Genomic DNA, 23,473 nt, shown 5'->3' on the forward strand with positions numbered 1-23,473 from the left:
GAAGACACCTCCTTTTTTCGACGGGATCCGAACGCAAAACGCCCGCTGACCTCCTGATCCAGCGGGATTGCGTTCCGCGATAGAACAATCAGCTTTGCCATATCGAAAGTGGTCCTGTCCGCATCGCGGGGAAGTGGACCTAATCGAAGTCAGCATAGCATGTTATGGTGGCAGTGGAAAGTACGCCAAAAGGAGTGGTCCATCATGACTGCAGAGCAGCAATTGGCGGCGGACGCGCTTCGGACGTTTGCCCGCGATGAACGGCTGAAGGCGCATGTGCTCGATTCTCCCCCGTTTTACCGGATGCTGTCGGCTGCGGCGAAGCGCTACGTGGCGGGAGAAACGAGGGATGAGGCGGTGGCTGTGGCTCGTAGACTGAGCGGCCGGGGGTACCGGATTTCGCTCGAATACATCGGCGAAAACACCCGGGAACGGGAGGAATGCATACGGGCCAAAGAAGAGTTTGCTGCGCTGATTGGCGAGGCGGGCCGGCAGGGATTGATGGCGGACATTTGCTTCGATCTGTCGCACATCGGCTTGACGGCCGACGAGGAGATGGCGTTTGCCCACGCCGACGAGCTGGCCTTTCTGGCGAGCCAAAGCGGTCAATCCCTGATGGTGAGCATGGAGGAATCGGACAAGACGGAAGCGATTTGGAAGCTGTACGAACGGCTGGCCGTCCGGCACGGAAACGTCGGCATTACCGTGCAGGCCCACCTGCACCGCTCCCTCGCCGATTTGCCCCGGCTGCTGGAGCTGACGGGAAAGATCCGGCTCGTCAAAGGGGCGTTCAAGGAACCGCAGTCGATCGCTCTGCCCCGCGGCCGCGAACTGAACGAGCGGTACGTGCAAATGGCAGAAGCGTGCGTAGAGGCCGGACACCCCTGCTCCCTCGCCACCCACGATGAAGCGATCATCCGCATCGCGCAGGAGAGGGGCTATTTCGCCCTGCCGCACGTGGAGGTGGAGATGCTCTACGGCATTCGCCCCGAATTGGCGAAAGCGGCCAGACAGTGGGGAGCCGCCACACGCCTGTATGTCACGTACGGCAGGGAATGGTACCTGTATCTGTGCCACCGTCTGGCCGAACATCCGCCCAACCTGTATACCGCTTTGGCCGACATGGCAGATCCAGCCCGGTTGCAGCGCGATCCGTACGAAAACTGACCGTGCCAGGGGACGCTGCGGCAGCGTCGATCAGCCATGCGCTTGTGTGGGTCACCCCCCCGGGGTGGCCTATTGCGCGTTGGCAGGCGAATAAAGTTAGAATGTTTTGACAACCGACAATTGTAAAAGAACTTGTAGCCTTTTGTCGATTTCATACGTCATTACAGGTAAACGACAAGAATTTGTTCGTGGAGGTTATGCAGGAATGAATACGGCGAAGTCCAAGCACTGGCTGTTGCACATGTGCGTCTGCCTGCTGCTGTTGGCCGGACTGCCCGACAGCCGGGCGGCGACGGCGCAGGCGGAAGCGGCTGTCCAACTGAGCGTCACGGCCGGCATCGGCGGTGAGTACAAGGAAGCGGGCATGGTCCCGGTTCAGGTGACGGTCAGCAACGGCGGAGCGGATGTGGAAGGCAATCTGGTCGTAGCCGCCAACGGCGGAAACGGCGACGATTTCTCCGTGGGGTACTACCAGCCTGTCTCCGTGGCCAAAGGGGCGACCAAGCAGGTAACGATCACCGTACGGGGAGACGAGATCGATCCCTACACATACGTGGCCCTGATGCAAGGCGATGACATCGTGGCCAAAACGTCGATCGGCGGGAGACGGCACAGTCCGGACACGCTGTTCGTGGGCGTGCTGGCGGCCGACCCGGACACGGCCAACTTCCTCGGGGCGATGCCCCAAACGGCCTTTCCCAATCCGGTGCGGGTCGTGCCGATGAAGGCGGAGCAGTTCCCGGCGGCAAAAGTGCAGTTGGAGATGATCGACATCCTGGTACTGAACAATTTCGCCCTGGACGGGTTAAACGGACAGCAGGTGCAGGCCATACGCGACTGGACGGCGTCGGGCGGCATGCTCGTGCTGGCCGGCGGTGCCCACTACAACAAGACGGCGGGGGCGCTCGCCGATCTTTCGCCGGTGGAGGTGACCGGTGTCACCAGCCTGACCGCCTTGTCCAGCCTGGCCGTGGAGAAAAACAAGCCGCTTGTGCTGGAGAAGCCGTTTACGGTCAGCGCGGGCCGTCTGAAAACGGGCAGCGTGGTCTATGCGGAGGGCGGCGTTCCGCTGATGGCGGTCCGCTCGCTGGGTGAGGGCAAAGTGCTGTACGTGGCCTACGACCTGGCGGAAGAGCCGGTGGCAAGCTGGAGCGGCAACGGCCGTTTCTGGGCGGAAGCGCTGACCAGGGCGTTTGGCGCAGCGCTGCAGCGGACAGACAGCGATCCCATGAACGGCATCTGGGGGTTGAGCGAAGCCGCCGACCGGATTCCCGCCCTGAAACTGCCGGACGTGAAGTGGATGGCGCTGTTTTTTGGCTGCTACGCGCTGCTGGCGGGGCCGGTCTTCTTTTACCTGCTGCGCCGCAAGCGAAAGCAGGGATACATGTGGGCGGCCGTCCCGGTGTTTGCCGTCATCACCGGCGCCGGCATTTTCTCGTACGGCGCGCTGCAGCGGGGGACAGGCGCGCTCGTGCATCAAACCGGAATCATCCAGATGCAGGGGGACGGACAGGCGCGGATCAAGGCGGTCACGGCGCTGTTTGTGCCGACAAGCGGCGACTATGAGCTGGAAGTGAAGGGCGGCGGCAAGGTATGGCCGATTCTGTACCGCTACGGCGATGAAGCGTCGCCCAAGGCGTGGGTCTCGATGCAGTCGGACCGGACGCTCGTGCAGTTCCGCGACGTCGAGTTTTGGTCCATGCGCAAAGTGGGGACGGAGCAGGTCGTCACCGATGCCGGTTCGTTTGTGTCCGATCTCGTCTACGCCGACGGCGCTCTGAAAGGGACGGTGACCAACAAGACAAAGTATGCGCTGCGGGACGTCGCCATCGTCTCGGGCAGCCAGGTGCAAAAGGTTCCCGAACTGGCGCCCGGATCGAGCGTTCAGGTCAACCTGCCGTTCAATCCGGCACAAACAGGCAGTACTGTCCGCCCGTACAGAAACAACCGCGTGTTTCTCCCTCCGCATGTGGATGCGCACAACCCGTATGAAACCAGCCGGGAGGGCGTGATGATCAACGATCTGGAGCAGGGAAAAGGCTTCCAGCCCGCATCGCTCATGCTCGTCGGCTGGACGCGGACCCCCGCGGTGGAGACGGACGTGAAGAACAGGCGGTTTCAGGCGGACAGCCTGACGCTGGTGACGCAGCCGTTGTCGCTGAAGCCCTCCCCGGACGGCTACGTCGTTTACCCGGCCGGAACGATTGTGCCGGTAAAAACGGGCAGTTCGGTGAAGGTGGAAGACCAGGGCGACGGGTACATGATGCAGGCGGGCGACATCACGCTTGACTTCCCGATCGAGCCCGGGGAAAAAAAGCTGAAGATCACGAACATTTACCTCTACACCTGGTCGAACGACAATACGCGGTTTGACAAGCAGGTGTACAACTGGAAGACCCATTCGTTTGACCCGTTCGACAAGGCGTTTGCCAACAACACGATGACCGGGGACAAGACGCCGGTGTACCTCTCGCCCGATGGCACGCTCCGGATCAGGTTTTCGCACGGGTATAACGATTACCGCCACCTCGGCATCCCGGTGATCAGCGTGGAAGGAAAGGTGATGCGTCCATGATCCAGATCAATCGGCTGGTCAAGCGATACGGCAAAACGGAGGCGTTGAAAGGACTGACGCTGGAGATTGAGAAGGGCACCGTGTTCGGCTTCGTCGGCCCGAACGGAGCCGGCAAGTCGACGACGATGTCCATCCTGGCCACCCTGCTGGAGCCGACCAGCGGCCAGGCGTACGTCGGCGGATACGAAGTGACGAAGCAGCCGCGTGAAGTGCGCAGGCTGATCGGCTACATGCCCGACTTTTTCGGGGTGTACGACAATTTGACGGCGGAGGAGTACCTGGACTTCTACGGGGCCAACTACGACATCCCCGCCCAAGAGCGCCGGCAGATCATTCCGCAATTGCTGGAGCTGGTCAATCTGAGCCACAAGCGGGACGCGTACGTCGACTCGCTGTCGCGGGGGATGAAGCAGCGACTGGGGTTGGCCCGCTGCCTCGTGCACAACCCGGAAGTGCTGATCCTCGACGAACCGGCTTCCGGTTTGGACCCCAGGGCCCGGATCGAGCTGCGCGAGATTTTGAAGGAACTGCGCGACATGGGCAAGACGATCATCATCAGCTCGCACATCCTGCCGGAGCTGGCCGAGATGTGCGACGTGATCGGCATCATCGAGGAAGGCAGCCTGGTCGCGTTTGGCAGAGTGGACGAGATTTACGCGAAGATGCAGGAAAAGCGGGTGCTGCGCATCCGCCTGCTGGACCGCGTGGAGGAAGCGATGACCCGGCTGCGTGAAGTGCCGACCGTGACGGGCGTCACCCGGGAAGGAAACTGGGTGGTGGCCGGGTTTACGGGAAACGACGAGCAGCAGGTGGAGCTGCTGCGCGAATTGGCGGCGGCGGGCCTGCCGGTGGCCGCGTTCAACGAGGCGCAGGGCAATCTGGAAGAAATCTTTTTGGAAATCACGAAGGGGGTGGGCTCATGAACCTCTTGCAGCGACTGCGCAACCCCGTGCTTGTAAACGAGTGGAAACTGCGGATGCGGACGCGCCGTTCCCCGTGGATCATCACATTTTACCTGCTGGTGCTGGGCGGGGTGACGCTGACGTTTATCTACCTGATGACGGGGGGCGGCGGCCACTACAACCCGAACCGCTCGCGGGAACTGTTCATGGTGCTCTCGATCCTGCAGCTGGCGATGATTTGTTTTGTCGTGCCGGGGCTGACGGCAGGGGTGATTTCCGGCGAGCGGGAGCGGCAGACGCTGAGCATTTTGCTGACGACCAACATCAGCGCGACCAAGCTGATTGTGGGCAAATGGCTGGCGTCGCTCAGCTTCATGACGTTTCTCGTGTTCGCCACCATCCCGCTGTACGCGATCGTCTTTTTGTACGGCGGCATCTCTCCTGCCCAACTGCTGAAGGTGTTCGGCTTTTACCTGATCACCATGCTGGGATTGGGCAGCGTCGGGGTGCTGATCTCGACGCTGATCAAACGGACGGGAATCGCCACGGTGCTGAGCTACGCGGTCGTCTTCGGGTACGCCGCGGGCACCAGCATCCTGGCCGAGGTGATCCGCGAGTTCATCCGCTACCAGCGGCGGGTGTACTATTCGACCGGTGCGCCGATGCCGCTGTGGCCTGACCTGCTGCACAGCATCAATCCGCTGTTCGGGATGCTGGGCATCTTTAACGAGGGGCCGGTTCAGGATCTGCGCAGGGTGATCAGCAACCGGTTCTCGCTCGTGAGCGTGGACCCGTTCTGGCTGTACGTCCTGTTTCTGGCGTTCGTCACCGTGGTCTGCCTGGCGCTGGCCGTTTACCTGATCAAGCCGGTGCGACCCCGTTTGCGAAAAGCGGCTGGTGAGGAGTGATGGGTCGTGTCCACCCGGCAACAGAAAGATGAGCTGCTCGCGCTGCTCCGGCCGATCCGCAGGCGGCTGACCGTCCGGGAGCTGGTGCTAAGGCTCGCGGCGGGCGTCCTGTGGGGGCTGGGGGGAAGCCTGCTGGTTCTCCTCATTGCCCGCCTTGTGCCCATCCCGTCCTACAAGGCGATCGCGGCCGCCGTCTGCCTGCTCGCAGTGGCGGCGGGAGCGGCCGTCGCCTTCGTTCGCCGTCCGGACGAGAGAGAGTGCGCACTGCTGGCCGACCGTCAGGGGCTGGCGGAGCGGGTCGTGACGGCGCTGGAACACCGCGAAAACACGTCGCCGCTTGCCGCCGCGCAGCGGGAGGACGCCGTACGCCGCCTGCGCGAGGCGCTGCCGCGGGTGCTGGAGAGCATCCCCGTCCTGCCTGATGCAAAACGGCCCGCGTACGCGGCAGGATGCCTGCTTTCCCTTTGTCTCCTGCTGCTCTTCTGGCCCAACCCGCAGGATGAAAGGCTGGCTCGTCTGGCCCAGGAGCGGGAGGCGCAGGCAGCGGCGCAGGAGGCGGTGGCGAAGCTGGAACAGGAGGCCAAAGCCGCCGAGGGGTTGAGCGACGCGCAGAAAAAACAGCTGGAAGAGATACTGGCGCAGGCCAAAAAGGCGCTGGCGGAGGCGGACAGTCAGACCGAACGGCTCCAGGCGCTGAAGACGGCGGAAAAGCGGTTGGATCGATGGAAACAGGCCGAACAGGCGAAACAGGCGGCGCTGCAGCGTCTGCGGCAGTCGCTGGAGCAGCATCCGGGGCTGCGGCAGGCGGCGGCGTCACTGAGCAGCGACGACCGGCAGGCGCTGGTGGAGGCGCTGCGCCAGTCGGCCAAAGCCGTGGAGGCGATGTCCGCCAAAGAGAAGGAATCTCTCGCCGCACAGATGCAGAAAGCGGCGGAACAGTTGGCCAAGGCCGCCGATGCTGCCGGGGCGGAAGACGCGGCCCGGACGGCGGAGCAGTTGAAGCAGGCGGCCGAGCAGTTGGCCCAGGGCAGCGTGCAGCCGGCCATGGCATTGCTGCAATCCGGCCTGCTGCAGGCCATGCAGCAGGGGGCACAGGCCCAGCAGGGAGCGCTGCTGGCGGCGCAGGCGATGGCCGCGCTGCAGCAGTCGCAGATAATGGTGGCGGCGGCCGGTTCCCCGTCAGGCAGCGGCGGCCAGGCGGGGATGGGCTCCGGCACGGGAACAGCGGGACCGGCCGGCGCGGGACCGGCAGTTCCCGCCTCCGGGGCCGCGGGGACAGCTTCCTCGGGAGCAGGCTCCCGGCAGGGCCAAGGGACACCCGCAGACGGAGGAGCAGGCAGCGCAGGCGGAAACAGCCAAGCAGGGGCGGGAAACGGTTCCGGAGCGGGCAATGGCTCCGGGAACGGGGCGGGCTCCGGCAGCGGTGCCGGAGCGGGGGCAGGTTCCGGCCAGGGCGGCGTCCAGGGCCCGGGTGCGGGTCTAGGCGCAGGCAGCCATGAACTGGTGACCGTCCCGTCGCCCCGCATCGGCGCAGAAGGGCCGACCGATACCGTGGGCGGGCCGCTCGGAGCCGGTCCCTCCCAATCCCGGGCAAGCACCACGACACAGGTGTCGTCGGGGGGAGCCCGGCCGTATGAAGAGGTATACGGCCAGTACGCGGCGTTTGCCCGCGAGAGCCTGGAAAAAGGGAAAATTCCGGGCGATTACCAGGACGCGGTCAAAGCGTATTTCAGCAGTATCGAACCGTAACGGATAACGTGAAGCAAGGAGACGTGGCGATGACACAACATGCAGTGGAAGAGTGCCTCAGCCGGGTGGAACGGGTGAGGCAGGAGATCGGAAAAGTGCTGGTGGGGCAAAAAGACGTGGTGGAGCAGCTGCTCTGGGCGGTTTTTGCCGGCGGCCACGCGCTGCTGGAGGGCGTGCCCGGGCTGGGCAAGACGCTTTTGGTGAAGACGCTGGCGCAGGCGTTCGAACTGTCGTTTCAGCGGATTCAGTTCACCCCCGACCTGATGCCCACCGACATCACGGGGACCAACATCCTGCGCGTGGACGAAACGGGGCGGCAGTCGTTCCAGTTTCAACCAGGCCCCGTCTTCGCCCACGTCGTGCTGGCTGACGAGATCAACCGCGCGACGCCGAAGACGCAGAGCGCGCTTCTGGAGGCGATGCAGGAGCGGACCGTCTCGGCGGGCGGTATCACCCGGCCGCTTCCGGAGCCGTTTTTCGTGCTGGCGACGCAAAACCCGCTGGAGCAGGAAGGGACCTACCCGCTGCCGGAAGCGCAGATGGACCGGTTCCTGATCAAGATCGACGTGCCGTTTCCCAGCGAGGACGAACTGAGGGAGATCGTCTTGCGGACGACGGCGGGACAGCCGGCGGCGGTGGAAAAGGTGGCGTCCGCCCGGGAGATCGCCGACATCCAGCAGGCGGCGCGCGACATTCTGGTGGCTGATCCGGTGCTGCGCTACGCGGTCAAACTGCTGCTGGCCACCCATCCCGGCGAGCGGGCGGTGGAGTCGGTTAACCGGTACGTCCGTTCCGGGGCGGGACCGCGCGGCGTGCAGGCGATGGTGGCGCTGGCCAAGGTGCGTGCCCTGCTGTCCGGCCGCTACAACCTGGCCTACGAGGACATCGACGCGGTCGCGCTGCCGGCGCTCAGGCACCGCGTGTTTCTCAACTTTGAAGGAGAGGCAAACGGCATCCGCCCCGACCGGATTATCGGCGACATCCTGGCCGCGCTGGAGAAGGAAAAGGCATGAGCGGACAGTTGTTGGACCCGGCGTGGCTAAGCCGGCTGGAGCGGATGCAGGTGTTGAGCAGGCGGATGGCGAGCGGCACCCACGCGGGCAAACGGCGTTCCATACAGTTCGGCAGCTCGCTGGAATTTGCCGATTACCGGCCGTACGCCCCCGGCGACGATCTGCGGCAGTTGGACTGGAACGCCTACGCCCGATCGGGAAAGCTGTTTTTGAAAAAATTTCTCGATGAGCAGGAGCTGCACGTAACGCTGTACATCGACTGCAGCCGGTCGATGGCCTACGGGGAACCCCGGAAGCTGGAGCGGGCGGCGCAGTTGGCAGCCGCGCTGGGCTACATCTCGCTCTGCCACCTCGACTATGTGTCGGTGTACGCCTTTGACCGGGACGTGACGGCGTCGCTGTGCAATCTGCAGGGGAAACACAAGGCGGCCCACCTGCTCTCCTTTTTGTCCGGGCTGCAGGCGGGCGGGACCGGTGACATCAACCGGGCGCTCCGCTCACCGGGCGCGGTGCGGGGCAAACCGGGCATCTCCATCGTCTTGTCCGATTTTCTGTTTGAAACGGGTTATGAAGCGGGTATCGCCTATCTGCAGGCTGCCCGGCAGGAGGTCGCGCTGGTCCAGGTATTGGCGCGGGACGAGCTGGAGCCGTCGTACGAGGGAGAGCGGCGGCTGATCGACAGCGAGACGCGGCAGTTCAAAGAGGTGTCGCTTACCCGGCCGCTCGTCGACCAGTACAGACAGACCGTGCGGGACTATCAGGCGGAGCTGGCCGGTTTCGCCTACCGACGGGGCATCGCCTGCACAGCGGTGGAAGCGGAAGCGCCGCTGGAGCAAATCGTCTTTCGGGTGTTCCGGCAGGCGGGGATGATTCGGTAGAGAGGAGGAGAAGGCAGTCATGCAGTGGATGGCGTTGGGCAACCTGGGATTTTTGCTGATCGTGCCGGCCATTGTCGCCCTCTACCTGCTCAAGCGAAACGTGGAGGACCTGGAGGTGCCCAGCACGCTTTTGTGGCAGCGGACGCTGCAGAGCTGGGAAGCGGTGCGCCCGTGGGAAAAGCTGCAGCGCAACCTGCTGCTTTTGCTCCAACTTTTGGCCGCCGTCCTGCTGGTGCTGGCATTGGTCCGTCCGGCCGTGCCCGCGGCGGGAGCGATTGCCGACCATACCGTGCTCGTCGTCGACACGTCCGGCAGCATGCTGGCCAGGGAAGGGGAGCACACCCGGTTTCAGCAGGCCGTCGACGCCGCTCGCGGCGTCGTGGAACGGCTGAGCGGCGGGCAGGCGATTACCTTGATCGAGGCGGGACGGGAGCCGCGGGTCCTGGTGTCCAAAGGCACGGACAGGCAGGTGCTGCTGCAGGCGCTGCAATCGCTGGCGCCCCGTCCGGGGACGAGCGATCAGCAGGCAGCCCTCTCGTTGGCCGCGGCAATCACGGCGACGGATCCGGGCAGCGGGGTGATGTGGTTCGGCGACGGCGGGTCCGCCCGCGCGGCCGAACAGGAGAGCGGCTTGGCCGTATCCGGCCCGTTTCGCTTCGTGCAAGCGGGGCGGGCAAAGGAAAATGCGGCGATCGGCGCCTTCGTCACGCAGCCGGGCCAAGCGGGGACGGAAGGGCTGCTGAGGATCGACAACTACGGCAGCCAGCCCGTGCGGGGCAGGGCGACGATCTACGGCCCCGATCAACAGGTGCTGGACGTAAGCGAGTTTGCGGTGGAGGCCGGGTCGTCCCGCACTGTTACCTTTGAACGCCTGCCCGCCGCCCCTGTCTACCGGGCGGTGATCGAACCGGAAAAGGACGGGCTGGCAGAGGACAACGAGCGGTGGAGCGTGCCGTTTGCCGCCGGAAAGGGGCGGGCGGTGCTGGTCAGTCCGCAGGGAAACCGGTTTTTGCACCAGGCGCTGCAGACGGTCGGCCGTCTGGAAGTGGAGACGCGCTCCGAGCTGCCGGACGGCACGGAGGGGGCGGCCGACTTGTGGGTGTTTGACGGCGTGGTGCCCGACCGGCTGCCGGAGGGAAACATCCTGGTGATCGCTCCCGACCGGAAAACGGACTGGCTGCCGTACGCCGGCGCGGCTGACGTGCAGGCCAGGCCGGAAGCGCTCCGGCCGGACGACCCGCTCGTGAAGTACGTGGATTGGCAGGACGTGCACGTGGCCAGGACGTCCGTGGTGCACGAGATGCCGGGCATGCGGCCGCTGGTGAAGGCGGGAGACACGAACCTGGTCCTGGCCGGGTCAATGGCGGGACGGCGGGCCGTCATCGTCGGCTTCGACCTGCACGACTCCGACTTTCCGCTGCGGCCGGCGTTCCCGATTTTCATGCAAAATGCGGCCTCCTGGCTGTCGTCCGCCCAGACCGTTCCGATCGGTCCCGCCGTTCCGGGAGAGACGCTGGCGATTCCGCTCACGCCGGGAGCGGGAAAGCGGACGCTGACCTACCCGGACGGACGGGAGCAGGCCGTCGAGGCGCAGGGGACAACCTGGCTGTTCCGGGTTCCGGAGCAGACGGGGTTGTACCGGTTGACGGAAGAAGCGGAAGGGACGGCACAGGTCCGTTACTTTGCCGTTCACATGGACGAGGCGGAGTCGGACATCGCGCCGCGTTCGCTGGCGGTCGGAAGCGGCGGGTCCGGCAGGGAAGAAGCCAAGCAGCAGGACGGCCAGGCTGCCGGCAGCCGGGAGCTGACCGGGTGGCTGGCGGCGCTGGCGCTGTTGGCGGTGTTTGCGGAATGGAGGGTGTATCAACGTGGGTATTGACGTGCAGCAGCCGTGGTTCCTGCTCCTGCTGATTCCCGCCGCCTGGGTGATCGCCGCCTGGTGGCGCGGCCAGCGCCGGATGCCGAACAGCCGCAAGACGGTGATCGCCGCCGTGCGCGGCGCCGTCTTTCTCCTGCTGATTTTGGCGCTCGCCGGGACGCAGCTTCTCCATCCGGTGCGGGCGGAGACAGTGGTGTTCGTCGTCGACCGGTCGGCGTCGATGAAAGACGATCCGAGGGTCTACGCGTTCATGCGCGACGCGGTGGAGCGGAAGCGGGCCGAGGATCAGTTCGGCGTGGTGGCCGTCGGCGCGGACGCGGCGGTGGACCAGCCGCTGACGACCCGGCGGGAGGTGCAGCCGGTTGGGGTGGAAGTGAACCGGCATGCCACCAATCTGGCCGAAGGCATCCGCCTGGCCGCCGCGATGATCCCCAGCCATGCGCGAGGCAAAATCGTGCTCCTGACGGACGGATTGGCCACGCACGGCGACGCCGCGCGGGAAGCGAAGCTGGCGGCGGAGCGGGGCATTGCCGTCGAAGCGGTCTCCCTGCAGCAGCCGCAGGGAGAAGAAGTGGTTCTCACGGCCGTGCAGGTACCGGAGCGGCTGTACGCGGGCGAGGAGTATGCGATCAAGGTGGACGTCGAAAGCACCACGGCCACCCGGGCCACGCTCCGCCTGTACGAGGGGAACCGGGAAGCGGGCCGGCAGACCATTCAGGTGGAAAAGGGAAAAAACCGCTTCCTGTTTACGCAAAAAGCGCTGCAGGAGGGCTTTCAGCGCTACCGGGTCGAGATCGAACCGGAGCGTGACACGGTACAGACCAACAACCAGGCACACGCGTACACGCAGGTGGCAGGCGCCCCGACCGTGCTGGTCCTGGAGGGACATCCCGGCGCGGCGAAAAACCTGGTCAGCGCGCTTGCGGCAGGCAGCATCAAGGCGGACGTGAAGGACCCGTCGCTTTTGCCCAAGGCGCTGGACGGATACAAGCGGTACGCGTCGATCATCCTCGCCGACGTGGCGGCCACCCAGTTGAGCGACGCCGACATGGAGCGGATGCGGACGGCGGTCCGCGACCTCGGCGTGGGATTGATCATGACCGGCGGTTCCGACAGCTTCGGGATGGGCGGATGGCTGCAGACCCCGATCGAGGAAGCGCTGCCGGTCCATATGGATCTGCGCGGCAAGGAAGACCTGCCTTCGCTGGGACTGATGCTGGTGATCGACAAGTCAGGGAGCATGGCGGCGGACGCGCACGGCGTGGACAAGATGGAGCTGGCCAAAGAGGCGGCGATCCGGGCCACCTCGATGCTGAACCGGCAGGATCAGGTCGGCGTGATCGCGTTTGACGGGACGCCCTGGGAGGTGGTTCCGCCCCGGCCCGTCACCGACCTGGACGACATCCACCGGCAGATCGGCGGCATTTTCGCCGACGGCGGCACGGATATTTTCCCGGCGCTGCAGATGGCGTACGAACGGATCAAGACGATGCAGACACAGCGGAAGCACGTCATCCTGCTGACGGACGGGCAGTCGGGCCGGAACGACGACTACCAGGGGCTCCTGCAGCAGATGACGGGCGAAAACATCACCGTGTCCACGGTGGCCGTCGGTGACGACGCCGACACCGCGCTGCTGGAGGAAATCGCCCAATGGGGGAAAGGGCGCTACTACTTCGCCAAAGACGCGACGTCGGTGCCGAAAATCTTCAGCAAGGAGACGGCGCTGGCCAGCCGCACGTTTATCGTGGAACAGCCGCAGGTGCCGACGCGCACCGGCGGAGCCGACTGGTCCGCGCTCCGCCAGCCCCTGCCGCCGCTGCACGCCTATGTGGCGACGACGCCAAAGCAGACGGCGGAACAGCTTTTGACCAGCCGGGACGAGGATCCGATCCTGATCCGCTGGCAGTACGGACTGGGCCGGTCGGTCGCCTGGACCAGCGATCTGGAGGGCAAATGGGCCCCGGACTGGGTGGCGTGGCCGGGCAACAGCCGGATGTGGAACGAGGCGGTGGCCTGGACGCTGCCCCAGGTCACAACGGGCCGCTGGAAGGCAGAGACCCGGCTGGACGGGACGACCGGCGTAGTGACGGTCACCGTCCCCAAAGGGGAGAAGCTGCCGCAGGAACTGGAAGCGGTGGTGGTCAACCAAGAGATGAAGCGGGAGGCTGTCCGGCTGAAACCGGTGGCTCCCGGCACGCTGGAGGGCCGTTTTTCCGCCGCCGAACCGGGCAGCTACCTGGTGCAGATCACGGAAAAAACAGGCGGACATGTAACGGCAAGCGAAACGGCCGGGTTGACCGTCTCGTACTCGCCGGAGTACGGTCTGCCCCGGGACGGGGACAGCGAACTGCGCCAATGGCTGGCGGCAGGCGAAGGGGCGCTGATCACCAGTCCGGACGAAGTGTTTGCCGGCAGGCTGCCTGCCAAGTGGGATACGCAGCCGATCGGAGAATGGCTGCTGATGCTGGCCGCCCTGCTCTGGCCGCTGGATGTTGCCTGCCGCCGTCTGCAGCTCCCGGAAGCATGGTGGACACGGCTTGCGGCCCGCTTCCGCAGGCGCGGGTCTGCCGGGAATGCCGGCCATCCGTCGGTGTTTGCCCGCTTGGGAGAAAAGCAGGAAGAGCGGAGGCGAGGCCGGGCGGCAAGGCGAGAGGCGGAAGCGGCCGACGGGGCAGGGCAGGCGGGGACCGCTGCGGGGAAAAGCGCGTCGGCTGCAGCCGCTTCGCCCGCCGGGATGCCGCTTTCCGCGCAGGTACCCGGCAGCAGTCTGCAAGGGGAAGCGCAGAGCCGTTCCGGCGCGGGCAGCCGACCGGCGGCAGGGGCTTTTGCAACGGACAGCGCCGCTGCCGAGCAGACGGACGGCGGGAAAGCCCAGGCGGACAGCGGGAAAGCCCAGGCGGACTGCGGGAAAGCGCAGGCGGACAAGACAGGCGAGACCGTCAACCGCCTGCTGGCCGCGAAAAAGCGAAGACAGAAATGAGGGGGAAACCGCCGTCCGGGCGGTTTTCTCCTGTTCCGGGCAGTTCCCCTTTTCGGCTGCGATTTGCGATTAAGGAAACGGTAAGCAGGCGTTTACGTGAGGATAATCCTGCGCTGGTATCATGACAGCGAGGTGAAAAACATGAAGGAAAACAGGCAGCGGCTGGCTGTCGTGGACGGCATTCGCGGATGCAGCCTGCTCGGCATTCTCTTGGCCAACATGCTGATTTTTCAATACGGGATATGGGGAAAGGACGAACTTCATCTCTATGCCCCGTCCGCCGTGGATGTTGGGGCGTACGCCCTGTTTGGCATCTATGCGGCCAAGGCGCGCTGGTTCCACGAACCTGACAGGGAGAGGCCCTTTTACCGGAACGGGGCCATTCTTTGTCTGCTCCCGGGCGTGGTGCTGGCTTGCGCCGGCTACGTCTGGCGAGACGAGGCGTGGAGCGGGACTGCGGACGTCTTGGGGAACAGCTTGTTGGCGTTCGGCTACCTGTTCGCTCTGGCATACGTATTTTCGCAGGCGGCATGGTCCACGTGGCTCCACCGGTTTGCGAGCGTCGGAAAGCTGTCCATGACCAACTATCTCATGCAAACGGTCATCTGCACGACCATTTTTTACGGGTACGGGCTCGGCTTGTTCGGGAACATCGGCGTTCTCGCCGGAATCCTCCTGGCCGTCGCGATTTTTGCCGTGCAGGCGGCCGGCAGCCACTGGTATATGCGCCGCTTCCGCTGCGGGCCGATTGAAAAGCTGCTTCGCATGTGGACCAACGTTTCGTTCTCGGGCAGGCCAAAAGAGAAGGCCGCTGTGGGGAGAGGCGTTACCACGTCCGCATAGAACATCCACTGCCCCGTCGTCACGCATTCTTCAGGTGACGGCGGGCTTTTTTCTGCCGTAAGAAGAACCGGCTCCAGCGAGTGACAGCGGACGGAAGTTTTTATACGTCGATCGCTTTCCTTTGATATAATGTAGATAATTACGAAATTTTAGGATGATTTTCATGACCTTTCCAGTCTTTATCGACATCGGTCCGCTGCGGCTGCATCCGCACTTTGTCTTTGAGGCGCTGGCGTATTTTATCGGCTTTCGGCTCTATCTGCTGACCCGGCGCAAAGGGCGGATTCCCGTCAACCAGGCGTTTTGGGTGCTGGTCGGGGCTACGCTGGGAGCGGCTATCGGTTCCAAACTGCTGTTTTTGCTGGAAGACCCGGCGAGGACGCTTGCCCATTGGAACGAATGGGCGTACGTCATGGGAGGCAAGACGATTGTGGGGGGCCTGTTGGGCGGTTTGATCGGCGTGGAGTTGACAAAAAATTGGATCGGTCTGCGCCAATCCACCGGAGACGACATGGTGTTTCCCCTCATCACCGGCATGGCGATCGGCCGGATCGGCTGCTTTTTGACGGGCCTGGACGATCACACCCACGGTACGCCGACCGGCTGGATCACCGGCGTGGACTTCGGCGACGGTGTGCCCAGACATCCGACCCAATTGTACGAAATGGCTTTTCTCGGGCTGTTGGCTGTCTTTCTTCTCGTAGTCAAACGGGGGCGAATGCTCTGCCGATGGGAACTGCCCGAGGGGGCGCTGTTTCAGTGCTTCATGTTCGGCTATCTGAGTTTCCGGTTTCTCGTTGATTTCATCAAACCGACGCCGCACGTCTACCTGGGACTGAACAACATTCAACTGGCGTGTCTGGCGGGAATGGCTTATTATGTGTCGCTCATGCGGCAGTGGCCGCGCCGGAAGAGCGTGCCGCTGCACGGAAAGGAGTAAACCATGCCGAAAAACAGGCCGTATCTCTTCTACGAACTGACCAACAGCATTTGTTCCCAATGCCTGCGCAAGACGGAAGCCAAAGTGATCATCGAGGAAGGGCGGGTCTATCTCTGGAAACACTGCCCGCGCCACGGGCGGGAAAAGGTGCTGATCTCCACCGACGTCGACTACTACAAGCGCTGCCGGGAGTTTCTCAAACCGGCGGAGATGCCGCAGGTGTGGAACACGCCGATCCGCTACGGCTGTCCGTACGACTGTGGGCTCTGCCCGGATCACGAACAGCACAGCTGCCTGACGCTGGTGGAGGTGACCGACCACTGCAACCTGCAATGCCCCATCTGCTACGCGGAATCGTCGCCCAAGCGGACCTCGTGGCGCTCGCTCACGGAGATCGGTCAGATGCTGGATGCGGTCGTCCGCAACGAAGGGGAGCCCGACATCGTACAGATCAGCGGCGGCGAGCCGACGCTTCACCCGCAGTTTTTCGAGATTCTGGACATGGCCAAGGCGCGGCCGATCCGCCACCTGATGGTCAACACCAACGGCATCCGGATCGCGCAGGATCGGGAGTTCGCCCGGCGGCTGGCGGAATACATGCCAGGGTTTGAAATCTACCTGCAGTTTGACAGTCTGGAAAAGGAGGCCCTGATGGAGCTGCGCGGCGCCGACCTGCGGGAGATTCGCCGTAAAGCGGTCGAGCATCTGAATGAGTTCAACATCTCCACCACGCTGGTAGTGACGCTGAAAAAAGGAGTGAACGACGGGGAAATCGGCCGGGTGATCCAGTACGGGCTGGAGCAGCCCGCCGTGCGCGGAGTCACCTTTCAGCCGATTCAGGCGGCCGGACGGACGGAGGCGTTTGACCCCTCCCGCGACCGGCTGACGCTGAGCGAGGTGCGGCAGAGGATCGTCGAACAATCCGGCGTGTTTGCGGCGGAGGACATCATCCCTGTTCCCTGTCATCCCGACTGTCTGGCGATGGGGTACGCGCTCAAGCTGAACGGCAGCGTCACCCCGCTGACGGGATTGATCGATCCGCAGATTTTGCTGGAAGGGGGCCGCAATACGATCGTGTTTGAGCAGGACCAGTCGCTCAAGGAGCGGATCTTTCACCTGTTTTCCACCAGCCATTCGCCGCAGTCGTCGGCGCTGTCGCTGAAAAGCCTGCTCTGCTGTCTGCCGCAGGTGGCCCTGCCCGACGCGATCGGGTACGAAAACGTGTTTCGCGTCATCATCATGCAGTTTTTGGACCCGTACAATTTTGACGTCCGTTCGGTCAAGAAGTCGTGTGTCCACATCGTCCATCCCGACGGGCGTATCATCCCGTTTGACACCTACAACCTCTTCTATCGGGACGGCAGGGAAGAGGTGCTGAAGGCGATACGAGACGAACGGCAAACGGAGGGAAGCCATGTCTGACAAACCGGGGAATCACGCCGCCGATGTGGGGATTGGGATCGGTATCACCGCCCTGCTTCATTTGCTGTTGTTCTTTTATCCGCAAGGCTTTCTGTTTATCGGGGTAGCCCAGCTCATCTACATGCTGCCGGTGATCGCCGTGACCGCGATCGCGGTTCGAAGCAGAACCGGCATTCTTCAGGGCATGATGCTCGGTATGGGCATTACCTTTTTGTTGAATGCCGCCTGCGTCGGCTTCGTTCTCTTTCAATTCTCCCACTAGGAGGTGACGATGGTGTATCATCTGTTCCGTGAAAGGTAACAACGCTGCCTGACCATTCGAGCTCCGCCCGCCCTGTGTAACGGAGCGGACCAGACATGCCCACACACATGAGACGGGAGGAGTTTTACCGATGGATCAACAAGCCTGGATCGATTGGCTGCACGCGGAAACCGCGGTTCCGTTTGCGGACGAAATGTTTGAGCTGGTGATCAACCGGCACGAGTCGTACCGGCCGGAAGAGGTCTGCGGATCATGAAGCCGGGCGCCTGCTTCATCACCCAACAGGTGGGCGGCCACAACGACCTGGAATGGGGCAGGAGTCCGGAGCAGCCGGGCCGAAACGTATGGAGAAAACGACAAGCACCGTCGATGCGGACGGTGCTTTTGTTTTGGCCGGTTACTCCTGTTCGCGCGGTTCGTTGGTCCAGGTGAGGGCCAGCGTGCCGCGCCCTCCGTGGACGCCCAGGACCGAGCTGAGCGGGCCGATCAGGACGTGGATGTCCTGGTATCTGGCTGTGATCGATTCCTTCAGTTCCAGCGCTTTTTCCAGGACGTTGCCGTGCAGAATCTGCACTTCCGTGATCCGGTGCTTCTTGCGGGCGGCCTCCAACTGCTCCAGGATGCGCTTGACGGCCTTGCTTTCCGTTCGCACCTTTTCAAACAGTTCCACCACGCCGCCGCGGATGCGAAAGATCGGTTTGATCTGCAGCAGGTTGCCGAGGAAGAACTGGGCGCTGCTCAACCGGCCGCCCTTGTGAAGCTGGGACAGGCTGCCGATGACGATGTAGTTTTCGTTTTTGGCCGCTTCTTCGCGCAGCGCGGCGGCGATGGCGCGGAAGTCCACGCCCCGCTCGGCCAGTGCGATGCCTTTGAGGATCAACGCCGTGATCGGATAGGAAACGATTTGCGAATCCACGACTTCGATCGGGAAGTCCACCATGCCGGCGGCGTTGAGACTGGCGTTGTAGGTGCCGCTCAACCGGCTGGAGAGGTGGACGGCAATGGCGCAGTCGTACGTATCCGCCAATGTTTCATAAAGTTTCAAGAATTTTCCGACTGATGGCTGCGAGGTTGTGGGTACCGTTTGGGCGCGGTCGATTTTTTCGTAGAGCTGCTCGGGGGACAACCCGAACCCATCCTCATACGTTCCGTCTTCAAAAATCACGTCCAGCGGCACGATGTGGATGTCATGCCTCTCCCGCAGTTCATCAGGCACGTAGGCCGTGCTGTCCGTAATCCAAGCAATTCGCTGTTTCAACCAAAAATGCCCCCTTTGTCTTCATTACCCCTATCATACTGGAACGGGCGGGGGTGTGGGGAACGTTTTTCGCGATTTCTTTGACAAGTTCGTGGAGCATCCTTCGAGAACGCGCTGCCCCGCCTGCTGACGGCGAAAGAAGTCGCGAGGCGCCGTCCCGCGGCAGGGTGCCGGCTCTCCGCTTGTCTGTGCATGTCTGTGTGCATCCCAGAAATACTAACGAAAGGATACCGTCTCGACGGAAGGGAGGACACGGCATGAGCAGGTTTGGCCTGGTGCTTCAGGGAGGCGGGATGAGAGGCATCTACACGGCCGGTGTACTGGATTGCTTTCTGGAGCACGGCCTGATCGCCCCGTACGTGGCGGCCGTCTCGGCCGGCGCCTGCAACGCGCTCACCTATCTGGCGCGGGAAAAAGGACTGGGCAAGTCGATCTACATTGAACACCTGTGCGACATGCGCTTTTTTTCGTGGCGCAACCTGTTCCGCCACGGCTGCATGCTGGGCTTGGACTGTCTCTTTGACGAGATCCGCTGGCAGATTCGTCCTTTGGCGTTTGACGTCTTTTCCCAGGCCACGGAACAGTTGGTGGTCGCGGCCACCAACTTCGAGACGGGAGAGAGCGTCTACTTTTCCAAAGACGAGCACAAGGAATTCCTGCTGGCGGTGCGCGCCTCCTGCAGCATTCCGCTGCTGTCGGGGGTGGTGCAGTACCAGGGGGTGACGCTGTTGGACGGCGGGCTGGCCGACCCGATCCCGATCGAAAAGTCGCTTCGGGACGGTAACGAACGGATTGTTGTCGTGCGCACAGGGACGGAAGAGTACGTCCGGCAGCCGGTCAACCTGTCCTGGCTGGGAGAGCGGCTGTTTCCCCGGTACAAGCATCTGGTGCGCGTCTTGTTCGATCATCACCGCCGGTTCAATGAGACACTGGCGCGGATCAGGTCGCTGCGTGAGGAGAAGCGGGCCTTCGTCATTACGCCGAGCAAACCGGTCCGCATCCGCCGGGTGGAACGCAATCCGGCCCGGCTGCTGGACTTGTACACCCTGGGCTACCAGGATGCGAGCAGGGTGCTGGGTCCGCTCTGCCGCTGGATCGAATCGTGAGGAAAGCCCGCAGCCATGTGCGGGCCTTTTTCCCCTGCGGCTCCCGTCAACAGGCTCCTGATTGGTCGGGGGCCTGTTTTGCTGCTGTCGGTGCCCCAAGGGGCGGTGGTACAAGCAAAGCACGGCCGCTTCTCATAAATAAGGAGTAAAGAGAAAGATGGAGGAGGTGGGAGCCATGACACCGGGGAAAAACGAGATGACACAGGACAGCGTGCAGCGTATCTATCAACGCCTGGACAAGTTCGAGGAACGGATCGACCAACTGGAAGGAAAAATGTCCGTGGCGACCAAATGGCTGGAGCGCATCGAACACCGCCTGGAGAGGATGGAGGAGGTTCGCGCCGAACTGCTGCAGGCGATCACCAAATTGCAGACGGAACTGGAGCTGAAACGGGGCACGACGGAGAAGGACTTGATCCTGCAATTGTTGGACCACGACAAAAGCGACATGGAACAATTCACCAAAATGATCGAAGGGGACAAGGGAAGAAAGCAGGAGCGGTTTTTGCAGATTTGGGCGGTTTTGGGGCCGGTTATTGCCTCCGTGATTTCCGCTTTGTTTACCAAGTACTTATTATAGGGTTGTCACAAATTTGTCACCATTGTGGAAAGGTTGTGGAACAGTGATTCCATCTTTCTTCCGCAACCGCTCTCTATTATAATGGCATAATGGCGTAGAAGTGCGAAGAAAGAGAGGACGACCTGATGAAAAAGTTTGATGTATCCATCCTGGCTGCCGCCGTGCTGCTGCTGGCGCTGGCAGTGGTGGGGCTTTCGGAGGGAGAGAAGGAAGATCCGGCTGTCGCCAAGGTGGGAGACGTGACGATCACCGAGTCGCAATTCAGCGACGCGTTGAAACACAAGTACGGGATACGGGTCATGGACCAATTGATCGCGGATGCGCTGATCACCCAGGAAGCGAAGCAGCAGGGGGTCACGATTGACGAAGCGGAACTCGAAAAGCAGGTTGACGCGCTGAAAAAGTCGCTGGGCTCGGATGAAGCATTCCGCCGCTCGCTGGAAAAGAAGGGATTCAACGAGCAGACGTTCCGGGAAGCGCTGAAAATCGTGATGCTGAAAGACAAGCTGTTTGAAAAGGCGTATCCGGTGACGGAAGAGCAAATCAAGGAGTACTACGACAAGAACAAGGAGAAACTGGGCAATCCCGTGCCCACCCTGGAACAGGCGCGGGAGAAAATCAAGGAAAAACTGGCGGGCAAGAACCGTGCCAAATACCAAGACGAGTGGATAAAAGGATTGGAGAAAAAGTACGGCCCAACCCTGCTCGACCCCGTACTGGCGAAGCAGAAAGCGAGCGAAGAGGAATAGCGAGGGCGTGTGCACGTGGCGACCTGGGCCGCATGATTACCGGCGGCACAGGTCGTTCGTCTTGTGTCGGTGGCCGCGTCATTGCGTTGCCCGGCACCGCTGTCCGGCGGGCAGGTGAATGGCCGCGGCGAGCAGTCGGGAAACGTTTGCCGGATTCGCGGAAGGGGAGCGGCCCAACTTTCCGGGCTGATGTTCCGGCTGGCGGATGCGCTGCAGCGGCCGGAACCGGACGGCGCCAGCGGAAAAGAACGCCGGTAACGGCAGGAGTGGAGGATGTGTCGATGAAACCCGTTTCAAACAAGCGCAATGTGACCATTGCCGTGATGATCGCCACCTTTTTGGCCGCCATCGAAGGGACGATTGTCAGCACGGCGATGCCCACCATCGTCAGCGATCTGGGAGGACTCCATCTGATCAGTTGGGTGGTGTCCATCTACCTGCTGACGTCGGCGGTCACCACCCCGATTTACGGAAAACTGGCCGACTTGTACGGACGGAAAATCGTGTTCAACGTCGGGGCCAGCCTGTTTCTGATCGGGTCGGTGCTGTCGGGGCTGTCCCAGACGATGGAACAGCTCATCTGGTTTCGCGCCTTTCAAGGGATGGGCGCTGGCGCCATCATCACCATTACCTATACGATTATCGGGGACATCTACCCGTTTGAAGAGCGGGGAAAAGTGCAGGGGTGGATGAGCGGGATCTGGGGCATCTCCGGCATCCTGGGCCCGCTGACCGGCGGCCTCTTGGTGGACTACGTCTCCTGGCACTGGATCTTTTACATGAATCTGCCGTTCGGGATCGTGTCCATCGCCCTGATCGGGATGTATTTGCACGAGCAGATCGAAAAGAAGCGGAAGCATATTGATTACGCCGGGGTCGCGACGTTTACCGCCAGCATGTCCGCGCTGCTGTACGCGCTGTTGAGCGGCGGGACGGAACACCCCTGGGATTCGCCGCTGATCGTCGGGCTGCTGGCGGCTGCCGCGTGCGGCCTGGCGCTGTTTCTCTACATCGAGAAAAAGTCGCCCGAACCGATGCTGCCGCTGCAGTTGTTTTCCATCCGCGCCATCAGCGTAGCCAATCTGGCGGGCTTTCTGCTGGCGGCCGTTCTGGTGGCCGTCTCCTTTTATCTGCCGATGTGGATTCAGGGGGTCTACGGTCAAGGAGCGACCGGCTCCGGCCTGACGCTGATTCCGATGTCGATCGGATGGCCGCTGGGAGCGGCGTGGAGCGGCCGACTGCTGGCCCGGATCGGGATTCGCACCACCTCGCTGATCGGGCTGATCGCCCTGATCGGGGCGACGCTCTGGCTGGCGCTGATCTCGGCGGAAACGCCGCACGGGATGCTGTTTGTGATCACCTTTGTCGTCGGTTTCGGGTTCGGCTTTGCCTTTACCTCGTTTACCGGCGCCGTCCTGTCCGTCGGCTGGAACCTGCGCGGAGCCGCGATGGCGACCAACACCTTGATCCGGACGCTGGGGCAGACGATTGGCATCGCCCTGTTCGGTCTGATGCTCAATCGGTCCGTACAGGGCATCCAGGGGACGGAGAGCGTCGACGTCAACAAGATCCTCACCCCGGAGACGGCCCGGCACTTCCCGCCGGACGTGCTGCAGGCGGCGCGGGAAGCGCTGGCCGGCGGGCTGCATCAGATCTTTGTCGTGCTGGCGCTGCTGACCGTCGTCAGCCTGGTGGTGACGCTGGCGTATCCGCGGCAGGAGCGGCAGGAAGCGGCGTAGCCTGCGGCGCGCGAGGCGAGCTGTGCCGATCGGGAAGCGGCGCGTACCGCCCGGCGGCCGTTCGCGCGGCAGGGCGGGTCGGAGGCTCGGGCCGGCGGGTTAAGCGGCAGCGGCGGCGGACATACTGAAGGTAGTCCAACAGAAGGAGGAAGGATGCTGGTGGCCGGTTTGCTCGTAAAGCTGTTCGTCTGCCCGGCGGTGGTCGTCCTCGCCGATGCCCTGTTCCCGGAGCTGAATTACGCCTCCCTCTATCAGTCGATCGGCGTGGGACTGTTTTTCGCCATCGCCGGACACGTGCTGGAATTGTTTCTGCTGAGGCCCGGCACCTTGTGGCTGAGTACGGCGGTCGATTTTATCGCCGCCTTCCTCATCGTCAACCTGAGCGCCTTTGTCCTGCCCGGGGCGCGGATCGTCCCCATCGGCGCCGGTTTTGCCGCCATCCTGCTCGGCGTGGCCGAATACCTGCAGCACCTCTGGCTGATCAGGAGCGGACGCGCGGAAAAGGCGTGACATGCGATGC

At 63.0% G+C, this 23,473-nt stretch carries 21 protein-coding genes; 20 read left to right on the top strand and 1 reads right to left on the bottom strand.

Features of this window, described 5'->3' with window-relative positions:
• Nucleotides 1-204 precede the first annotated feature (204 nt).
• The 14 genes from A6764_RS03975 (at nt 205) to A6764_RS04040 (ending at nt 17,777) form a co-directional block, all read left to right on the top strand.
• The gene (locus tag A6764_RS03975; RefSeq protein WP_065067297.1) at nt 205-1,167 is read left to right on the top strand and encodes a proline dehydrogenase family protein; all 963 of its coding nucleotides are present in this window, start codon (nt 205-207) and stop codon (nt 1,165-1,167) included.
• 205 nt (nt 1,168-1,372) lie between these two features.
• The gene (locus tag A6764_RS03980; protein WP_065067296.1) at nt 1,373-3,742 is read left to right on the top strand and encodes a DUF7408 domain-containing protein; all 2,370 of its coding nucleotides are present in this window, start codon (nt 1,373-1,375) and stop codon (nt 3,740-3,742) included.
• Nucleotides 3,739-4,665, top strand: coding sequence for an ABC transporter ATP-binding protein (locus A6764_RS03985; protein WP_264622403.1), 927 nt, complete (start codon nt 3,739-3,741; stop codon nt 4,663-4,665). The genes A6764_RS03980 and A6764_RS03985 overlap by 4 nt, the downstream gene beginning before the upstream one ends.
• Nucleotides 4,662-5,552 carry an ABC transporter permease gene (locus A6764_RS03990; protein ID WP_029098216.1) on the top strand — a complete coding sequence of 297 codons (891 nt, stop codon included), beginning with the start codon at nt 4,662-4,664 and terminating at the stop codon, nt 5,550-5,552. Before A6764_RS03985 ends, A6764_RS03990 begins: the two co-directional genes overlap by 4 nt.
• A gap of 6 nt (nt 5,553-5,558) precedes the next feature.
• Nucleotides 5,559-7,301, top strand: coding sequence for a hypothetical protein (locus A6764_RS03995; RefSeq protein WP_264622404.1), 1,743 nt, complete (start codon nt 5,559-5,561; stop codon nt 7,299-7,301).
• A gap of 29 nt (nt 7,302-7,330) precedes the next feature.
• A complete protein-coding gene (locus A6764_RS04000; protein ID WP_065067292.1) occupies nt 7,331-8,314 on the top strand; it encodes an AAA family ATPase in 984 nt (327 codons plus the stop codon).
• Complete coding sequence (locus tag A6764_RS04005) at nt 8,311-9,192, top strand: DUF58 domain-containing protein (protein ID WP_065067291.1); 882 nt, start codon at nt 8,311-8,313, stop codon at nt 9,190-9,192. Before A6764_RS04000 ends, A6764_RS04005 begins: the two co-directional genes overlap by 4 nt.
• Nucleotides 9,193-9,211: 19 nt before the next feature.
• Nucleotides 9,212-11,071, top strand: a complete 1,860-nt coding sequence (locus A6764_RS04010) for a VWA domain-containing protein (protein ID WP_264622405.1) — start codon at nt 9,212-9,214, stop codon at nt 11,069-11,071.
• The gene (locus A6764_RS04015; protein ID WP_264622406.1) at nt 11,061-14,054 is read left to right on the top strand and encodes a VWA domain-containing protein; all 2,994 of its coding nucleotides are present in this window, start codon (nt 11,061-11,063) and stop codon (nt 14,052-14,054) included. Before A6764_RS04010 ends, A6764_RS04015 begins: the two co-directional genes overlap by 11 nt.
• 96 nt (nt 14,055-14,150) lie before the next feature.
• Complete coding sequence (locus A6764_RS04020; RefSeq protein WP_065067290.1) at nt 14,151-14,897, top strand: DUF418 domain-containing protein; 747 nt, start codon at nt 14,151-14,153, stop codon at nt 14,895-14,897.
• A 163-nt stretch (nt 14,898-15,060) separates the two neighbouring features.
• Nucleotides 15,061-15,837 carry a prolipoprotein diacylglyceryl transferase gene (locus A6764_RS04025; protein ID WP_065067289.1) on the top strand — a complete coding sequence of 259 codons (777 nt, stop codon included), beginning with the start codon at nt 15,061-15,063 and terminating at the stop codon, nt 15,835-15,837.
• 3 nt (nt 15,838-15,840) lie between these two features.
• On the top strand, nt 15,841-17,259 hold the full coding sequence (locus A6764_RS04030; RefSeq protein WP_065067288.1) for a radical SAM protein: 1,419 nt from the start codon (nt 15,841-15,843) through the stop codon (nt 17,257-17,259).
• Complete coding sequence (locus tag A6764_RS04035) at nt 17,252-17,521, top strand: hypothetical protein (protein ID WP_065067287.1); 270 nt, start codon at nt 17,252-17,254, stop codon at nt 17,519-17,521. The genes A6764_RS04030 and A6764_RS04035 overlap by 8 nt, the downstream gene beginning before the upstream one ends.
• Before the next feature lie 130 nt (nt 17,522-17,651).
• Nucleotides 17,652-17,777 carry a hypothetical protein gene (locus A6764_RS04040; RefSeq protein WP_255309696.1) on the top strand — a complete coding sequence of 42 codons (126 nt, stop codon included), beginning with the start codon at nt 17,652-17,654 and terminating at the stop codon, nt 17,775-17,777.
• Between the two features lie 141 nt (nt 17,778-17,918).
• Here A6764_RS04040 and A6764_RS04045 read toward each other — a convergent pair whose 3' ends face one another.
• Nucleotides 17,919-18,779 (bottom strand): DegV family protein, encoded by an 861-nt coding sequence (locus A6764_RS04045; RefSeq protein WP_065067286.1) that lies wholly within the window; start codon nt 18,777-18,779, stop codon nt 17,919-17,921.
• Between the two features lie 257 nt (nt 18,780-19,036).
• Between A6764_RS04045 and A6764_RS04050 the strand changes: the two genes are divergently transcribed.
• The 6 genes from A6764_RS04050 to A6764_RS04075 all read left to right on the top strand — a co-directional run bounded on the left by A6764_RS04050 (nt 19,037) and on the right by A6764_RS04075 (nt 23,463).
• Nucleotides 19,037-19,885, top strand: coding sequence for a patatin-like phospholipase family protein (locus tag A6764_RS04050; protein WP_065067285.1), 849 nt, complete (start codon nt 19,037-19,039; stop codon nt 19,883-19,885).
• 175 nt (nt 19,886-20,060) lie between these two features.
• Complete coding sequence (locus A6764_RS04055) at nt 20,061-20,465, top strand: hypothetical protein (protein WP_035299407.1); 405 nt, start codon at nt 20,061-20,063, stop codon at nt 20,463-20,465.
• 125 nt (nt 20,466-20,590) lie between these two features.
• Nucleotides 20,591-21,214 (top strand): SurA N-terminal domain-containing protein, encoded by a 624-nt coding sequence (locus A6764_RS04060; RefSeq protein WP_029098227.1) that lies wholly within the window; start codon nt 20,591-20,593, stop codon nt 21,212-21,214.
• 81 nt (nt 21,215-21,295) lie between these two features.
• Complete coding sequence (locus tag A6764_RS04065; RefSeq protein WP_176703294.1) at nt 21,296-21,472, top strand: hypothetical protein; 177 nt, start codon at nt 21,296-21,298, stop codon at nt 21,470-21,472.
• 23 nt (nt 21,473-21,495) lie between these two features.
• On the top strand, nt 21,496-22,953 hold the full coding sequence (locus A6764_RS04070; protein WP_065067284.1) for an MDR family MFS transporter: 1,458 nt from the start codon (nt 21,496-21,498) through the stop codon (nt 22,951-22,953).
• Nucleotides 22,954-23,106: 153 nt separating this feature from the next.
• Nucleotides 23,107-23,463: a hypothetical protein gene (locus A6764_RS04075; RefSeq protein ID WP_413541968.1), complete on the top strand. Its 357-nt coding sequence runs from the start codon at nt 23,107-23,109 to the stop codon at nt 23,461-23,463.
• The last annotated feature ends 10 nt before the right edge of the window (nt 23,464-23,473 follow it).

Origin of the sequence: Brevibacillus sp. WF146 (assembly GCF_001673705.2) — a bacterium.
Lineage (GTDB): Bacteria > Bacillota > Bacilli > Brevibacillales > Brevibacillaceae > Brevibacillus > Brevibacillus thermoruber.

Bases quoted from the DNA above. Each gene is read 5' to 3' on its own strand.
- A6764_RS04075 (WP_413541968.1), top strand. From the start codon at position 23,107: ATGCTGGTGGCCGGTTTGCTCGTAAAGCTGTTCGTCTGCCCGGCGGTG.
- A6764_RS03985 (WP_264622403.1), top strand. From the start codon at position 3,739: ATGATCCAGATCAATCGGCTGGTCAAGCGATACGGCAAAACGGAGGCG.
- A6764_RS04025 (WP_065067289.1), top strand. From the start codon at position 15,061: ATGACCTTTCCAGTCTTTATCGACATCGGTCCGCTGCGGCTGCATCCG.
- A6764_RS04040 (WP_255309696.1), top strand. From the start codon at position 17,652: ATGGATCAACAAGCCTGGATCGATTGGCTGCACGCGGAAACCGCGGTT.
- A6764_RS03980 (WP_065067296.1), top strand. From the start codon at position 1,373: ATGAATACGGCGAAGTCCAAGCACTGGCTGTTGCACATGTGCGTCTGC.
- A6764_RS04035 (WP_065067287.1), top strand. From the start codon at position 17,252: ATGTCTGACAAACCGGGGAATCACGCCGCCGATGTGGGGATTGGGATC.
- A6764_RS04060 (WP_029098227.1), top strand. From the start codon at position 20,591: ATGAAAAAGTTTGATGTATCCATCCTGGCTGCCGCCGTGCTGCTGCTG.
- A6764_RS03990 (WP_029098216.1), top strand. From the start codon at position 4,662: ATGAACCTCTTGCAGCGACTGCGCAACCCCGTGCTTGTAAACGAGTGG.
- A6764_RS03975 (WP_065067297.1), top strand. From the start codon at position 205: ATGACTGCAGAGCAGCAATTGGCGGCGGACGCGCTTCGGACGTTTGCC.
- A6764_RS04005 (WP_065067291.1), top strand. From the start codon at position 8,311: ATGAGCGGACAGTTGTTGGACCCGGCGTGGCTAAGCCGGCTGGAGCGG.
- A6764_RS04050 (WP_065067285.1), top strand. From the start codon at position 19,037: ATGAGCAGGTTTGGCCTGGTGCTTCAGGGAGGCGGGATGAGAGGCATC.
- A6764_RS04055 (WP_035299407.1), top strand. From the start codon at position 20,061: ATGACACCGGGGAAAAACGAGATGACACAGGACAGCGTGCAGCGTATC.
- A6764_RS04010 (WP_264622405.1), top strand. From the start codon at position 9,212: ATGCAGTGGATGGCGTTGGGCAACCTGGGATTTTTGCTGATCGTGCCG.
- A6764_RS04030 (WP_065067288.1), top strand. From the start codon at position 15,841: ATGCCGAAAAACAGGCCGTATCTCTTCTACGAACTGACCAACAGCATT.
- A6764_RS04070 (WP_065067284.1), top strand. From the start codon at position 21,496: ATGAAACCCGTTTCAAACAAGCGCAATGTGACCATTGCCGTGATGATC.
- A6764_RS04000 (WP_065067292.1), top strand. From the start codon at position 7,331: ATGACACAACATGCAGTGGAAGAGTGCCTCAGCCGGGTGGAACGGGTG.